Raw genomic sequence first — 16,117 nt, 5'->3', positions numbered from 1 at the left:
CGCTCGTCCAGCGCACGCTGGAGCTGGGCGCCGCCACCCAGCTGGACCTCGCCCGGACCCGGCAGGACGTGGAGGTGGCGCGCCAGTCCCTGATCTCCGGGGACGAGCAGCTGCGCCGGGCCCGCGAGGCGCTCGGGCTGTCGCTGGGCTTCTCGGAGGGCGTGGGCGTGAGCCCGAACTTCCAGCTGCAGGGGCTGGTGGCCCAGACCCAGGAGGGCTGCGCGCCTCTGAAGAGCGTGGACGAGCGGCCGGATCTGGTGGCCGCCAACGCCCAGCTGGAGTCCTCGCGAGACAGCCGCCGCCAGGCCAACGCTGGCTACCTGCCCACCGTGGGCATCACCAGCAGCCTCTTTGCCCTGACCACCGAGCCAGGGCCAGGGCGCGTGGCCACCTGGAACATCGCCGCGGTGCTGTCCGTGCCCATCTGGGAGGGCGGGCTGCGCCGGGGACTGGTGAGCGAGCGCGCAGGCGTGGAGCGTCAGGCGGCCGCCACGCTGGAGCGCACGCGGCGGGACGTGGAGCTGGAGGTGGCGCGCGCACGGCGGGGAGTCGAGGTGGCCGAGGCGCTGGTGAAGACGGCGGCCGAGGGCCGCGCGCTGGCCGAGCAGACCGACCAGCTCACCCGCCGCTCTTTTGAAATTGGCCGCAGCGGCAGCCTGGAGCTGGTGCAGAGCGCAGCGGCCTTGCGCCAGGCGGAGCTCGCCCTGGCGCTGCGTGAATTCGAGCTTGTCCAGGCACGCCTGGATGCATTCTTGACGGAGGCCCGGTGCGATTGGTGAGACGGGTGCGCCCCCTTGAGGCGTTGCTGACAGTGTGGGGACTGGCCCTGGTGGCTGGGGGCGTGGGCTGCGGCGGTAAGCCCGCGGCGAAGGCTCCTCCTCCTCCTCGTGAGGTGGAGGCGGTGACGATGGCTCCCGCCGAGACACGTGACACCGGGGAGTACCTGGGCACGCTGACCTCCCGCCAGAGCGTCAACGTGGTGCCGCAGGTGGCGGGCTACGTGCGCCGCATCCACGTGAGCCCTGGCCAGAAGGTCGAGGCAGGCACGCCGCTGCTCGAGGTGGACGGACGCCAGGAGTCCGCCGCGCTCGAGAGTGCCCAGGCCCAGCGCAGCTCCGCCCAGGCCGCGCTCGAGCTCGCGAAGCAGACGCGGGAGCGCACCGAGGCCCTCTACAAGGAAGGCCTGGTGAGCGCCCAGGAGCTGGAGCGGGCCCGCTCGCAGACAGAGACGTCCGAGGCCGCCGCGCGTGTCGCCTCGGCCCAGGTGTCCCAGCGCGAGGTGCAGCTGCAGTACTACGTGGTGCGCGCCCCCTTTGCCGGCACGGTGGGTGACGTGCTGGTGCGCCTGGGAGACTACGTGGGGGCCATCACACCGTTGACGAGCGTGGCCCAGGCGGACGCGCTCGAGGTGAGCGTGGCGGTGCCCTCGGAGCGGGCCCGCTCGCTGCAGCCGAACACGCCCATCGAGCTGCTCGATGCCCAGGGAAAGGTGCTGCTCGCCAGCACCCTCTTCTTCGTCGCGCCTCAGGCGGATCCGCGCACGCAGCTGGTGGAGCTCAAGGCGGCCTTCCGCAACACCGGGGGCCTGCGTCCCAACGAGCTGGTGCGCGCGCGCGTCATCTACTCCACCCGTAGTGCCTTGCAGGTACCGGCGCTCGCAGTAGTGCGCCAGAGCGGTCAGCCCTTCGCCTTCGTGGTGCTGGAGAAGGAGGGGAAGACCGTGGTGGAGCGGCGTCCCATCAAGCTCGGTGCGCTGGGAGAGCTGACCTACGTCGTGGAGAGCGGCCTGCGCGCCGGAGAGCGGATCGCGGTCTCCTCGCTGCAGCTGCTGCGCGACGGAGCGCCTGTGAAGGTGAAGGAGAAGCCGGCACCCACGCCTACGCCTGTGGTGGGCACAGGGGCTGGCACCGAAGGTGGGGGCAGCACGGGAGGCGCCCGCTAGCGCGGGTGGAGGCACCTTGTTCGTCGACTTCTTCATCCGTCGGCCCATCTTCGCCGCCGTCTGCTCCATCCTGCTGACGCTGGTGGGGCTGCTGGCGATTCCGACGCTGCCCATCGCGCAGTACCCGGATCTGGCGCCGCCCCAGGTGACGGTCACCGCCGTCTATGTGGGCGCGAGCGCCGAGGTGGTGGAGAGCGCCGTCACCATCCCGCTGGAGCAGGAGCTCAACGGCGTGGAGGGCATGCGCTTCATCTCCTCCACCAGCAGCAACGACGGGGTGAGCAGCATCTCCATCACCTTCGAGCCCACGCGCGATCTGGAGGTCGCCGCGGTGGACGTGCAGAACCGCGTCGGCCGCGCCGCCTCGCGCCTGCCCGCGCAGGTGAACCAGACGGGCATCACCGTGAACAAGGCCTCCAGCCAGCTGCTGATGAGCTTCGGCCTCTACAGCCCTGACGAGCGCTACGACGCACAGTTCCTGAGCAACTACGCGGACGTGAACCTGCGCGACGCCATGAAGCGCGTGCGCGGGGTGGGCGACGTGCGCATCTTCGGCGAGCGCAAGTTCTCCATGCGCCTGTGGCTGGATCCCACGGAGCTGGCGCGCCGCAAGCTCACCCCGCAGGACGTGGTGCGTGCGCTTCAGGAACAGAACCTTCAGGTGGCCGCGGGCCAGGTCGGGCAGGCGCCCTCGCGCGACGACCAGCCCTACCAGCTCGCGGTGCGCGCGCGGGGCCGGCTCATCGAGCCCTCCGAGTTCGGGGACATCGTCGTGCAGCGCAGCGCGGACGGGAGGCTGGTGCGCGTGCGCGACGTGGGCCGCGCGGAGCTGGGCGCGGAGAACTACGGCCAGCTGATGCGCTTCAACGGGTATGCGGGCGCGGGCCTGGGCATTTTCCAGCTCCCCACCGCCAATGCGCTGGACGTGCGCGACGGCGTGACGAAGGAGATGGAGCGCCTGGCCAAGCAGTTCCCCCCGGGCATGGAGTACCGGCCGGGCTCGGACACCACGCTCGCGGTGCGCGCCTCCATCAGCGAGGTGATCACCACGCTGGTGGAAGCCATTCTGCTCGTCATCCTGGTCATCTTCCTGTTCCTGCACGGGTGGCGCAGTGTGCTCATCACCGCGCTCACCCTGCCCGTCTCGCTGGTGGGCACCTTCGCCTTCGTGAAGCTGTTTGGCTTCTCCATCAACACGCTGACGCTCTTCGGCCTGACGCTGGCCACGGGCCTGGTGGTGGATGACGCCATCGTGGTCATCGAGAACATCGAGCGCTTGATGTCGGAGAAGGGGCTCACGGCCCGGCAGGCCGCGCGCGAGGGCATGAAGGAGGTGTCCGGCGCGGTGGTGGCCATCTCCATCGTGCTGGTGGCGGTGTTCGTGCCGGTGGCCCTCTTCCCTGGCACCACGGGCGCCATCTACCGGCAGTTCGCGCTGACCATCGTGGCCTCGGTGGCGCTCTCTACTTTCTGTGCCCTCACGCTCACGCCGGCGCTGAGCGCGCGGCTGCTGCGCCATGGCCACGGGCCGAAGTGGATCTTCTTCCGGAAGATCGATCAGGCGCTCGACTGGACGCGGCGAAGCTACGGGCGGCTGCTGAGGAGCCTGCTGAAGCACCCGGTGGCGGTGCTGGTGGCCTTCCTCGTGTGCGTGGCGGGGACGGTGCTGCTGTTCCGCTCGGTGCCCACCGGCTTCATCCCCGACGAGGATCAGGGCTACCTCATCATCTCCGTGCAAGGCCCCGAGGGCATGTCGATCGTGCAGACGGAGAAGGTGCTGCGCGAAGTGGAGGGGGTGCTGCGCGGCCAGCCCGAATTGAATGCCATGTTCGTCATCGGCGGCTTCTCCTTCAGCGGCTCCGGCCCCAACATCGCCACGGTCTTCGCCACGCTGAAGCCGTGGGAGGAGCGGCCGGGCCAGGAGCAATCGGTGGCCGGGCTGGTGGAGCGGCTGCGCGGGCCGCTGAGCCGCATTGGCGGGGCGCGGGTGTTGCCCTTCCAGCCCCCGGCCATCCGCGGCGTGGGCAACGTGGGCGGCTTCCAGTTCATGGTCGAGGACACCTCCGGCACCGGCTCTCTGGACGGGCTGGGCGCGGCTGTCCAGGAGCTGGTGGCGAAGGGCAACGAGGACGGCCGCCTGCGAGGCGTCTTTACCTCCTTCACCGCGGACTCGCCGCTGCTGGACGTGGAGGTGGATCGCCAGAAGGCCAAGGCGCTCGGGGTGCCCATCGAGCAGATCTTCAGCACCATGCAGCTCTACATGGGCAGCCAGTACGTCAATGACTTCAACTACGCCAGCCGCACCTACCGCGTGTACCTGCAGGCCGAGCAGCAGTTCCGCGACAGCCCGTCGGACATCGGCGCCTTCTACGTGCGCAGCGACAGCGGGGACATGATCCCGCTGGAGGCGCTGGTGGAGGTGACGCCCACCACCTCCGCGCAGGTCATCCGCCACTACAACCTGTTCCGCGCGGCCGAGATCAACGGTCAGGGCGCTCCGGGTGTCTCCTCCGGCCAGGCGCTGGAGGCCATGGAGACGCTGGCCGCCGAGCAGCTGCCCCAGGGCATGAGCGGCGAGTGGACGGGCATCAGCCTGGAGCAGAAGGAGAGCGGCGGGCAGACGCTGGCCATCTTCGGCATGGGCCTGGTCTTCGTGTTCCTGGTGCTCGCGGCCCAGTACGAGAGCTTCAGCCTGCCCTTCGTGGTGATCCTCTCGGTGCCGCTGGCCATCCTGGGCGCGCTGGGGCTGCAGATGGCGCGGGGGCTGGCCAATGACGTGTTCTGCCAGGTGGGACTGGTGATGCTGGTGGGCCTGGCGAGCAAGAACGCCATCCTCATCGTGGAGTTCGCCGAGCAGCTGCGCGAGCAGGGCAAGAGCGCGGTGGAGGCGGCGATCGCCGCGGCCGAGGTGCGGCTGCGGCCCATCCTGATGACGTCCATCGCCTTCCTGCTGGGCGTGGTGCCACTGATGCTGGCCACGGGGGCTGGCTCCGCTGCACGCAACTCGCTGGGCACGGCCATCTTCGGCGGAATGCTCGTCTCCACCGTGGTCAACCTCATCTTCATCCCCGGGCTGTACGTCCTGGTGCAGCGGCTGCGCGGCGAGGCAAAGCGGGCAGGCGCGGAAACGAGGAAGCCATCGCGCCCGCTCCCTCGCCCTGAGGTTCGCTCCAGGGCGGCACCATCGTCCTGGATAATCAGGATTCCTGGAATTAGTGTGGGCGTCCTCCCTGATTGAGGAGGAGCCCCCATGCTGTCGTCCGCCGCCGGAATCCTTGTAGCCGTAGCGCTTGCCGTCTCGCCGCTCGCCGTCCATGCAGGAGCCCCATCGGAGCCCACGCTCCGGGGGCCGAGCGCGGGTGTCGAGGCGACCTCGCTCCCCTCGGTCATCATCGCGCGGGTGTCGTTCAAGTCCCGAGCGGATCTCGACGAGCTCGCGGAGCGGTTGGACCTCACGGCGGCGGTGGACTCCGAGAAGAGGACGGTGGAGGCGGTGCTCTCGCCCGAGGAGTACGGCGCGCTGGTGAAGGAGGGGCGACGCGTGGAGCTCCTGGAGGAGCAGACGCGGATCATGAACGCGCCGCGCGATGGGATGACGACGCAGGCGACGAACATCCCTGGCTACACGTGCTACCGCACGGTGGATGCGACGTACGCGGCCATGTCGCAGCTCGTCACCACGTACCCGAACCTCGCATCGTGGAACGACATTGGGGACAGCTGGGACAAGGTGACGGCGGGCGGCAAGGTTGGGGATGACATGCGGGTGCTGGTGCTGACGAACAAGTCGCGGCCGGGCCCCAAGCCGCGCTTCTTCCTGATGGGCGCCATCCACGCGCGCGAGTACACGACGGCGGAGCTGGCGGCGCGCTTCGCCGAGCAGCTCGCGACGAGGTACGGCACGGATCCCGAGGCCACCTGGCTGCTGGACTACAACGAGCTGCACGTGGTGGTGCAGTCCAACCCGGACGGCCGCCGCGTGGCGGAGACGGGGCTGTCCAAGCGCAAGAACACCAACACGAGCCAGGGCTCCTGCACGACGACGTCGTGGGGGGTGGATCTCAACCGCAACAGCAGCTTCGACTGGGGCGGGGCGGGCGCGAGCACCAGCGTCTGCAATGACACGTACCGCGGGCGCTCCTTGGCCTCCGAGCCGGAGACTCAAGCGCTGGAGAACTACATCCTCTCGATCTTCCCGGATCAGCGGGGTCCGGGCTCGACGGACCCGGCGCCCGCGGATGCCACGGGGCTGTTGCTGAGCCTGCACAGCTACGGGGGCTACGTGCTCTACCCGTGGGCGACGACCACGACGGCCGCGCCGAACGCCACGCAGCTGCGCACGCTGGGGCGCAAGTTCAACTACTTCAACGGCTACCAGGCGTGCCAGGTGGCCTCGTGCCTGTACGCGGCGTCGGGCTCGACGGATGCGTTCTCGTACGGACGGCTGGGCGTGGCGTCCTTCACCTTCGAGATGGGCGGCGCCTTCTTCGAGAGCTGCACGACGTTTGAGAACACGATCGTGCCTAAGAACATGCCGGCGCTCTGGTACGCCTTCAAGGCGGCGCGGAGGCCGTACCAGAATCCGGCGGGCCCGGACTCGGTGAGCCTCTCGCTGTCGGCGAGCACGGTGGCCCAGGGCACTTCGGTGACGCTCACGGCCCAGGCCAATGACACGCGCTACGGCACCAACGGGGGAACGGAGACGGCGCAGGCGATCGCGGCCGCGCGCTACTCCATTGACGCGCCGTCATGGGTGGCGGGGACGCCGACCTACGCGCTGAGCGCGGTGGACGGCACCTTCAACAGCACCCTCGAGTCGGTCCGGGCGACGGTCTTCACCTCCGGACTGGCGCCGGGGCGGCACACGATCTTTGTGGAGAGCCAGGACGCCAGCGGCAACTGGGGCGTGCCCACGGCCATCTTCCTGACGGTGCAGTAGCCAAGGGCGAGTTGCCGGACGCATCTTCTGCCAACCTGTCTGCTTGTCATACAGGTTCGTTCCGGGCGGCGCCGACGGGCAACCCCGCCTGGTGCTCCGTCCAGCGGTTGTCTCCTCTACCCCAGGGGTGCCGCCTCTGGGGTGAGCACTCCCTCTTCACGCGGGCTCGGCGGCTGACTGGGCCTCCTGCTTCACCGGCAGCACGATGCGGAACGTCGTTCCTGCGCCCGGCTCGCTTCGCACCTCGATGCAGCCGCGGTGCCGGGCGACGATGCTGTACGAGAGCGACAGCCCCAGCCCCGTCCCCTTCCCCACGGGCTTGGTGGTGAAGAACGGGTCGAAGATGCGCGTCTGGATCTCCGGCGAGATCCCCTCTCCGTTGTCGGAGATCTCGACGAAGATGTGCTCACCATCGCTCTTGCCGGTCCGCACGGTGATCGTCCCGCGCTTGCCTTTGATGGCCTGGGCGGCGTTGACCAGCATGTTCAGGAAGACCTGGTTGAGCTGGGACGGCAGGCACTCCACCTCTGGGAGCTGGCCGTACTCCCGGATCACGTCCGCGACGTATTTGACCTCGTTGTTCACGATGTTGAGCGTGCTGTCGAGCCCCTTGTGCAGGTCCGCCCACTGCCACTGCGCGTCGCTCACGTGTGAGAAGTCCGTCAGGTCCCGGATGATCTGGCGCACCCTGCGGAGCCCGTCCGTGGACTCATCCACCAGATCCACGGCGTCCTCGCGCAGCAGCGCCAGCTCCGCCCCCTCCTTGATGGCGGCCAGCCGCTGCCGCGCCTCCTCCCCAAGCCCCGCCTCCTCGGCCTCGAAGGCGTCGATGATCTTCAGCAGCTCGGCCACATAGCCGTGCAGTGTGCCGAGGTTGCTGTTCACGAACCCGATGGGGTTGTTGAGCTCGTGCACAAGCCCCGCGGCCAGCTGGCCGATCGACGCCATCTTCTCCGACTGCAGGAGCTGGCTGTGTGTGTCCTCCAGCTTCTTGATCAGTGCCGCCTGCTCCGCCTTCTCCCGGAGCAGCGCTTGTTCAACGTGCTGCCGGTCCACCAGCTCCATGCGCAGCTGAGCATTCCGCTCCGTCAGCTCCTGGGACATCAGCTCCAAGGAGCGCTCGATCAGGTGTCCGTCCTCATCCGCAGCCCGGTAGGCGTCGTTCACCGCGGCCAGAAACGGCGCCAGCTCTGGCGGCAGCCGATCCAGGGCCCCGAAGAACCGCCGGAGCTGTCTCTCGAGCAGCTTGTGGTAGGTCACGATTCGGAGAACGCCGTGATGGTCATGGTCTGGTTGTGGAGCTCGCACCGGTTGGCGCCACCGTTCGGGCTGATCTCTCCATATGAGTAGAAGCCCGTCAGCACAGGATCCGGCCCCAGGACTTCCCTCACGCTCTCGACCTCCTCCTCCACGCGCTGCTTGAGCACCAGCTTGCGGCCCACACAGCTGATCAACACCGCGAGGTCGGGCTTGAAACTTCCCAGCCGCTCCAGCCCCGCGCGCGCCGCGCCTGCAGCCCCGTCGATCAGGCTATCGAAGTTGGCCTTCATCAACCGCGCGTAGGTCCCCTCCGGCACGTCGCCGGCAAAGGTCATGCTCTGCGCCTGCTCGTCAATGCTGAGGACCGTGCGCACCAGGCTGCTGCTGCCCTCCTGTTCGCTCCGGAGCGCCAGGGGAAAACGCAGCGCGGTGGCTGGGAGCCCGGCTGCATGCTCGCCCAGGTATTGCTTGTAGAGCTCCAGCGCGGATCGCCCGTCGAGCTCATAGAGCACGTTGCTCTTGGAGCGGGTGATGAGGCGCTCCGGGCCGAACGCGTCCCATCCTCCCAGGGAGCCGTAGCCGATGTGCAGCTGCTCGCCGTAGAAGCCCACCGCCGCGAGCTGCCCCTCGGCGGGCAGGTCATTGGCGCAGACGAGCGTGTGCTGGAAATCCGGGCCGTCACCGGCAAGCCCCCCCGTCACCACCACCGAGTCAGGCAGGTTCCCGCGCAGGCCCCGCACAAGCTCGGTGCCGTTGACCTTCAGCCCGTCGGACAGGATGAGGACATACGAGAGCCCCTGCGGCGGCAGCTCCTTGGCCAGGGAAGCCCCGGCAGCGTGACTTTGATCCATGGAGTCCACCTGCGCCCGGGCCAGGCGGACGTGGGTGCGCTCGAACCGCACCGCCGTGGAGACCAGCGAGTCGTCACACACCTTGGTGCCGCAGATCTCGCCCGCGGTGGAGCAGCCCACGATGAGGGCCTCCGGGTACCAGGCACGAACCTGCCGGAAGGCCGAGGGGTCCCTCATTCGTGCCGTCGCGCCAAACAGGAGCACCAGGTGCGCACCCGCTCCCACGCTCCCCTCCCCCGTGGAGCGCCACCCCTCCGCCGCAGCCCACGTCTTCTGTTCAACCTTCATCCGCGCCTCCGGCCGGGCGACTCTCTCCACCCATCATGATGCTTGAGACGGCTGGGCTTCGGTAAGACCTGCCGAGGATGCGACGCGTCCCTCCATTGCCTGAATCCCTACCCCTGACACAGAAGGGGAAACCCGGGCACACTCAGGGTGCACACCCGGACACACCGCCAACCCCGGAATACGAATTGCAGGACCGTGCTATTGAGGCCTCGTACCCATGACAACCGCCACGGTCCTGGTCGTCGATGACGACCGCGCCAATCTCGACTCCGTCTCCCGCATCTTCCAGCGCGAGGGACTCGCCACGCTCGCCGCCTCCAACGGTACCGAGGCGCTCGATCTGCTGCGCAAGCCCGAGGTCAGCGTGATGGTGACGGATCTGATGATGCCCGGCATGGACGGCCAGGAGCTGCTCAAGGCCGCGCGCACCATCCGCCCGGACGTCGAGGTCGTCCTGATGACGGCCTATGCCACGGTGGAGACCGCCGTGGCCGCCATGAAGGACGGCGCCTACGACTTCATCACCAAGCCCCTCAAGCGCCACTCCCTCGTGAAGGCCGTGCAGAAGGCGCTCGAGAAGCAGGCCCTCGTCGCGGAGAACAAGTCCCTCAAGGCGAAGCTGGCAGAGATCGGCGCCTCGGGCGGCAAGGCCATGGTGGGCCAGTCCCCCGCCTTCCGCGCGATGATGGACACCCTGCGCCAGGCCGCGCCCTCCACCGCCACCGTGCTCCTCATGGGCGAGTCCGGCACCGGCAAGGAGCTGGCCGCCCGCGCCCTCCACGAGCACTCCCACCGCGCCAAGGGCGCCTTCATCGCCGTCAACTGCGCCGCCCTCCCCGAGAGCATCCTCGAGGCCGAGCTCTTCGGCGTGGAGCGAGGGGCCTACACCGGCGCCGTCGCCCGCCGCGAGGGCCGCTTCGAGCGCGCCAGCGGTGGCACCCTCTTCCTCGATGAAGTCGGTGAGATGCCGCTGTCTGCTCAGGTGAAGCTGCTGCGCGTCCTTCAAGAGGGAGAGATCGAGCGCCTTGGCGGCACGCAGACCGTCAAGGTGGATGTGCGCCTGGTGGCCGCCACCAACAAGGATCTCCAGAAGGAGGTCGCCGAGGGCCGCTTCCGCGAGGACCTCTTCTACCGCCTCAACGTGGTGGAGATCCGCGTCCCCGCGCTCGCCTCGCGCCGCGAGGACATCCCCCTGCTGGCCGACTCCTTCGTGCGCCGCTTCGCCGCCAAGAATGCCAAGACGCTGCGCGGCTTCTCCGAGGAGGCCCTGCGGATCGTCGAGAACTACGCCTGGCCGGGCAACGTCCGAGAGCTCGAGCACGCCGTGGAGCGTGCCGTCGTCCTGGCCCGCGGCGAGGTGCTGGAGGTCAGTGATCTCCCCGAGAGTGTGCGCAAGGGTCCGCTGGGCTCTGCCGGTCAGCTCGTCATCCCCATTGGTACTCCCATGGAGGAGATCGAGCGCCGGGTCATCCACGAGACCCTGCGCCACACCAAGGGTGACAAGACGCTGGCCGCTCGCCTGCTCGGCATCGCCGCCCGCACCATCTACCGCAAGCTCGAGCGCGAGGCCTCCGGCACAGGCTCCGAGCGCGAGCCCGACAGTCCCGAGGACCCGGAGGCCTCCTCATCGTCCGACTGACAGCCCGTCACACCCGCCCCCGCCGGGTTTTGACAAATTGTCCGGGCCCTTGCCCCTCGCCTCCTGCCTGCCCGGGGTGTGGGCCCTGGCTGGAATAATTCCGAGCACTTGGCCGTAGGCCACGGTCTGTTCGCCGCCTCTTGGGTGGCACTTCGCTTGCTCAACACCCCTGCAGCTTCCCTGGACGTGTGATGGAACTCTTCTTCCGCAAATACTTCTGGACCGTGAACCTCGTGTTCATCCTGCTCGTCGCCTGGCTGGTGGCGCGCACGGGGAACCTGTTCGTGGAATCCGCCATCGCGCCGGCTCCGTCCGCGGAGCCAGCGGCGCGCTCACCCCAGCGCGTCCAGGCGACCGAGAAGTTGGCCTCCCTGGAGATCGAGCGCCTGTCCAAGCTCACGGGCATCAAGATCCCCGAGCCCGAGCCCGTCGTGACGGAGCCCACCGAGGTGGCGGCCGTCGACGAGAACGCGGATCCCGTCAAGAGCGGCCTGCGCGTGAAGCTGCTCGGCACGCTGGTGTCGGGTGACAAGTTCTGGTCCTTCGCCTCCGTGCAGGACATGGTCACCCAGCGCTCGCAGACGTACATGGTGGGCGACCTCATCCAGAACGCCCAGGTGACGGACATCCAGCGCGAGCGGGTGATCGTCCTCAACAACGGCCGCAAGGAGTTCATCGACGGCCAGCCGGGTGACGGCAGCGGGTCCACGCCCTCCTTCACGCCGCCTCCCGTCGTCGCCGAGGCCAAGCCCGCCTCGCCCAACAGCGGCCTGGGCACGGGCATCCGCGCCACGAGCGAGAACGAGTACGAGGTTCCTCGCGGCGAGATCGATCGCACCCTGGCCAACCTCAACGAGGTGGCCATGCAGGCGCGCATCGTCCCCGCCTTCAAGGACGGGCAGGCCCAGGGCTTCAAGCTCTTCTCCATCCGCCCGGACTCCATCTACTCGAAGATCGGTGTGCAGAACGGCGATGTGATCCGCCGCATCAATGGATTCGACCTGAACAGCCCCGAGAAGGCGCTCGAGGTCTACTCCAAGCTGAAGGAAGCAGGTCGCATCGAGATCGAGATCGAGCGTAACGGCGCGCCGATCCGCAAGACGTACAACGTCCGCTAACCCCGCAGTGCAAGCCCTTCCATGAAGACGCTCTCGCCCTGGTCGCTCCTGTTGTGCCTGGCGCTGGCCACCTCGCCCGCCTGGGCCCAGCGCCGCCCGCCCGCCGGAACCCCCGCTGCTCCCGGGGAACGGCAGATCAACCCGCAGCCCAACGCCGCCACCCCTGGCGGTGAAGGCGCGCCCAAGGGCGAGGGCCGCACCACGCCCAGCTGCGAGGAGGCTCGGCGCCGCGCGCGCTACGGCATCTACTTCGACAAGGTGGACATCGAGAAGCTGGTGCAGACCGTCTCGGACGCCACCTGCAGGACGTTCATCCTCCCGGAGAACGTGCGCGGGAAGATCTCCATCATTGGCCCGGAGAACGGCCGGGTGGAGGTGGACGCGGATCAGTTCTACGCCGCCTTCCTGGCCGCGCTCGACTCCAACGGCCTGTCTGTGTACCCGCACGGCCGGTTCCTGAAGATCGTCGACAAGCGCTCGGCGAAGCAGAACCCCATCCCGACGATCGTGGACGCGGACACGCCGTACACCGTGAACGAGCAGATGGTGACGAAGCTCTTCAAGGTCCGGTACGTGGAGGTGGAGCCGCTGCGCGGGGTGCTCCAGCAGCTGGTGTCCAAGGATGGCGACACCATCCCGTACCCACCGGACACCATCATCATCAACGACCTGGGCTCCAACATGCACCGCCTGGAGCGCATCATCAACCAGCTGGACACGCGCTCCTCCAGTGACGAGCTGCGCATCATCCAGGTGCAGTTCGCCACCGCGCAGGAGGTGGCAGGCACGGTGCAGAAGCTCTTCGAGTCCAAGTCCCGCCCTGGCCAGCGCACGGGCGGCTTCGTGCCCAACGTCTCCCCCGGCGCGCCTCCGGGAGAGATCGCCGCGGCCGCGGGCCAGGCCGGCGAGTCCGGCGGGGCGGTGACGCTGTCGCAGATCATCCCGGACGAGCGCACCAACAAGCTCATCATCGTGGCCAGCCCCGCCGCCTTCGAGCGCATCCTCCAGATCGTCAAGGAGGTGGACGTGCCCACGGAGCAGGGCGGCCGCATCAACGTCTACCCGCTGGAGAACGCGGACGCCGAGGAGCTGGCCAGCACGCTGCAGACGCTGGCGCAGGGCACCGCCAACCGCCCCCGCACGCCCGTGCCCGGCCCGCCCCCGGGCGGCATCCGCAACAGCCCCACGGCGGCCGAGCTCTTCTCCGGCGAGGTGAAGATCTCCGCGGACAAGGCCACCAACGCGCTGGTGATCGTCGCCAGCCAGGGGGACTACCGGAACATCATCCGCGTCATCGAGCAGCTGGACATCCCCCGGCGCCAGGTCTTCGTCGAGGCCGTCATCATGGAGGTGAACCTGGACCGGAACTCCGAGTTCGGCATCAACTTCCACAGCGGCTACAAGCTGACCACGGATCAGGGCGCCGTGCCGGGCCTGTTCGGCACCAAGTACACCCGCCAGGGCCTGCCGCCCTCCTTCTCGCTGGCGAACCTGGCCAGCTTCGGCGGCTTCCTGGCCGGCCTCCAGGGGCCCGTCATCCCCGAGCTGCAGAAGCTGGGCATCGACATCCCCGCCTTTGGCGTGGTGCTGCACGCGCTGCAGCAGAGCTCGGACGTGAACGTGCTCTCCACCCCGCACATCCTCACCAGCGACAACGAGGAGGCGGAGATCACCGTGGGCCAGAACGTGCCCTTCCAGGCCGGCTTCTCGCCCGGCTCGCTGGGCGGCGGCCTGGGCACCGGCCTGGGCACCGGCGGCACCACCGGCGGCGTCAACCCCTCGCTCCTGGGCGGCCTGGGAGGCCTGGGCTCGCTCTTCGCCCCCATCACCCGGCAGAACGTGGAGCTCAAGCTCACCGTCAAGCCGCAGATCAACGAGAGCGACTTCATCCGCCTGGTCATCACCGAGCAGACGGAGGAGATCGCCTCCAGTGATCCGGTGCTCGGCCCCACCACCTCGAAGCGCACCGCGAAGACGACGGTGGTGGCCAAGGATCAGGAGACAGTCGTCATCGGCGGCATCATGCAGGATCGCAGCATCGAGTCGGTGTCCAAGGTGCCGGTGCTCGGAGACGTGCCCCTCATCGGCCACCTCTTCCGGGAGACGACGCGCCGCAAGACGAAGACGAACCTGCTGCTCTTCCTGACGCCCTACATCATCAAGGACCAGACGGACTTCCGCTCCATCTTCGAGCGCAAGATGAAGGAGCGGCAGCAGTTCGTGGAGCAGTTCTACGGCCAGGTGCCGGGCTACGACGTGGCCGTGGACTTCAGCCGCAAGCCGGGCCCGCTGTCGCGGATGAATCAGTCCGTGCTGCGCGAGCAGCAGAAGCTGGAGAACGGCGGCCCGGGCGCCCCGGGAGAGCGCGTCATCAAGCCAGGCCCCCAGGGAGGCGCCGCCCGCCCGATCGCCCCCTCGCCGGGCACCCCGGCCGAAGCAGGGACGCCAGCAGAACAAGCGCCCGCGGAGAGTTCACCGGCCGTGGAGACAGGAACAGAGGTGCGGGAAGCACCGCCCGCGCCCCCGGGTTCGGAGGACTCAGTGCCCAAGCCTGAGTCCCCTGAGCAGCTGCGTACCCAGCCGGACACGGGCGAGGGAGAGCGAGCCCCATGACTGAATTGACCGACACCACCCGCGCCACCGCCGCCCAGCCTGTCGAGGCGCCTCCGCCAGCCAACGACGTCACCCACGTCGTCGCGAACGGCCCCGCCTTCCTGGCCGGCCGGCCCATTGGAGAGATCCTCCGCGTCAGCGCCGGGCTGACGGAGGAGAAGCTCCAGGAGGCGCTCGCCGCCCAGGCCGAGAAGGGCGGCCGGCTGGGCGAGGTGCTCGTCGGTCTCAAGATCGTGTCCGAGGAGGACGTGGCCAAGGCGCTGGGGTTGCAGCTGGATCTGCCCTACCTCCAGCGCATCTTCGTGGACGAGGTGGATCCGGAGCTGGTGAAGAAGGTCCCCATCAACTTCGCCAAGCAGGCGAAGATCATCCCGCTCTCCCTGCAGAAGGACGACACGATCGCCATCGCCGTGGCCGATCCGCTGGACACCGCGGCGATGGATCACGCGCGCATGCTGCTGGGCTCCAACCTGGACTCGCGCATCGCCCTGGCCTCCACCATCGTGGACGCCATCAACAGCGTGTATGACCGGTCCATCAACGAGGCCGAGCAGCTGGTGGACGAGATGGAGGCCACGGATCTGGACTCGCTGGCCCACGAGCTGGAGGAGCCCAAGGATCTGCTGGACACGGACGACGAGGCGCCCGTCATCCGGCTGGTCAACTCCGTGCTCTTCCGCGCCGCCAAGGAGCGCGCCAGCGACATCCACATCGAGCCCATGGAGCGCGAGCTGATGGTGCGCTTCCGCGTGGACGGCGTGCTCCAGGAGGTCATCAAGCCGCCCAAGCGCTACCAGAACTCCATCGTCAGCCGCGTCAAGGTGATGGGGCAGCTGAACATCGCCGAGAAGCGCCTGCCCCAGGACGGCCGCATCCGCATCAAGCTGGCGGGCCGCGACATCGACATCCGTCTGTCCACCATCCCCACCACGTACGGCGAGCGCATCGTCATGCGTCTGCTGGACAAGACGGCCACGCTGCTGGACCTGTCCGAGATCGGCATGGCCTCGCACACGCAGCATGGGATTGAGGCCGTCATCAAGCGCTCGCACGGCATCATCCTCGTCACCGGCCCCACCGGCTCCGGAAAGACGACGACGCTCTACGGCGCGCTCTCCAAGATCAACACCCCGGACCTCAACATCCTCACCGTCGAGGATCCGGTGGAGTACCAGCTCAAGGGCATTGGCCAGATGGCCATCAGCCCGAAGATCGGGCTGACGTTCGCCCAGGGGCTGCGCTCCTTCCTCCGCCAGGATCCAGACGTGATCATGGTGGGCGAGATCCGCGACAAGGAGACGGCCGAGATCGCCATCCAGGCCTCGCTCACCGGCCACCTGGTGTTCTCCACCGTCCACACCAACGACTCCGCCGGCGCCGTCACCCGCCTGGTGGACATGGGCGTGGAGCCGTTCCTGGTGGCCAGCTCGCTCACCGGCGTCCTGGCCCAGCGCCTGGTCCGCCGGC

At 68.5% G+C, this 16,117-nt stretch carries 10 protein-coding genes; 8 read left to right on the top strand and 2 right to left on the bottom strand.

What is annotated here, in order from left to right:
• The 4 genes from VD972_RS42810 to VD972_RS42795 form a co-directional block, all read left to right on the top strand.
• Positions 1–779 (top strand): TolC family protein (locus VD972_RS42810; protein ID WP_324995422.1); only part of this gene is annotated, 779 nt, incomplete at its 5' end.
• A complete protein-coding gene (locus tag VD972_RS42805) occupies positions 776–1,942 on the top strand; it encodes an efflux RND transporter periplasmic adaptor subunit (RefSeq protein WP_324995424.1) in 1,167 nt (388 codons plus the stop codon). The genes VD972_RS42810 and VD972_RS42805, both read left to right, overlap by 4 nt.
• A gap of 16 nt (positions 1,943–1,958) precedes the next feature.
• Entirely contained in the window at positions 1,959–5,180 is a 3,222-nt protein-coding gene (locus tag VD972_RS42800; protein WP_324995420.1) for a multidrug efflux RND transporter permease subunit, read from the top strand.
• Between the two features lie 12 nt (positions 5,181–5,192).
• Positions 5,193–6,881, top strand: coding sequence for a M14 family metallopeptidase (locus VD972_RS42795; RefSeq protein WP_324995418.1), 1,689 nt, complete (start codon positions 5,193–5,195; stop codon positions 6,879–6,881).
• 156 nt (positions 6,882–7,037) lie between these two features.
• On the opposite strand, the gene VD972_RS42790 is transcribed toward VD972_RS42795, so the two are convergent.
• Complete coding sequence (locus tag VD972_RS42790; protein WP_324995416.1) at positions 7,038–8,141, bottom strand: ATP-binding protein; 1,104 nt, start codon at positions 8,139–8,141, stop codon at positions 7,038–7,040.
• Entirely contained in the window at positions 8,138–9,280 is a 1,143-nt protein-coding gene (locus VD972_RS42785) for an FIST signal transduction protein (protein ID WP_324995414.1), read from the bottom strand. The genes VD972_RS42790 and VD972_RS42785 overlap by 4 nt, the downstream gene beginning before the upstream one ends.
• A 217-nt stretch (positions 9,281–9,497) precedes the next feature.
• On the opposite strand from VD972_RS42785, the gene VD972_RS42780 reads away from it, so the two are divergent.
• The 4 genes from VD972_RS42780 to gspE form a co-directional block, all read left to right on the top strand.
• A complete protein-coding gene (locus tag VD972_RS42780; RefSeq protein ID WP_324995412.1) occupies positions 9,498–10,919 on the top strand; it encodes a sigma-54 dependent transcriptional regulator in 1,422 nt (473 codons plus the stop codon).
• Positions 10,920–11,110: 191 nt separating this feature from the next.
• Positions 11,111–12,037 (top strand): type II secretion system protein GspC, encoded by a 927-nt coding sequence (gene gspC, locus VD972_RS42775; protein WP_324995410.1) that lies wholly within the window; start codon positions 11,111–11,113, stop codon positions 12,035–12,037.
• 21 nt (positions 12,038–12,058) lie between these two features.
• Positions 12,059–14,650, top strand: a complete 2,592-nt coding sequence (gspD, locus tag VD972_RS42770; RefSeq protein ID WP_324995408.1) for a type II secretion system secretin GspD — start codon at positions 12,059–12,061, stop codon at positions 14,648–14,650.
• Positions 14,647–16,117, top strand: a 1,471-nt coding sequence (gene gspE, locus VD972_RS42765) for a type II secretion system ATPase GspE (protein WP_324995406.1), incomplete at its 3' end; no start/stop codon positions are given. The genes gspD and gspE, both read left to right, overlap by 4 nt.

This window comes from Hyalangium sp., from assembly GCF_035629615.1.
In the GTDB taxonomy this organism is placed as follows: Bacteria; Myxococcota; Myxococcia; order Myxococcales; family Myxococcaceae; genus Hyalangium.
The sequence above is the reverse complement of the archived record's forward strand: the minus strand, read 5'-3'. Positions and strand labels throughout refer to the sequence as shown.

Bases quoted from the DNA above. Each gene is read 5' to 3' on its own strand.
- VD972_RS42795 (WP_324995418.1), top strand. From the start codon at position 5,193: ATGCTGTCGTCCGCCGCCGGAATCCTTGTAGCCGTAGCGCTTGCCGTC.
- VD972_RS42785 (WP_324995414.1), bottom strand. From the start codon at position 9,280: ATGAAGGTTGAACAGAAGACGTGGGCTGCGGCGGAGGGGTGGCGCTCC.
- VD972_RS42780 (WP_324995412.1), top strand. From the start codon at position 9,498: ATGACAACCGCCACGGTCCTGGTCGTCGATGACGACCGCGCCAATCTC.
- gspC (WP_324995410.1), top strand. From the start codon at position 11,111: ATGGAACTCTTCTTCCGCAAATACTTCTGGACCGTGAACCTCGTGTTC.
- gspD (WP_324995408.1), top strand. From the start codon at position 12,059: ATGAAGACGCTCTCGCCCTGGTCGCTCCTGTTGTGCCTGGCGCTGGCC.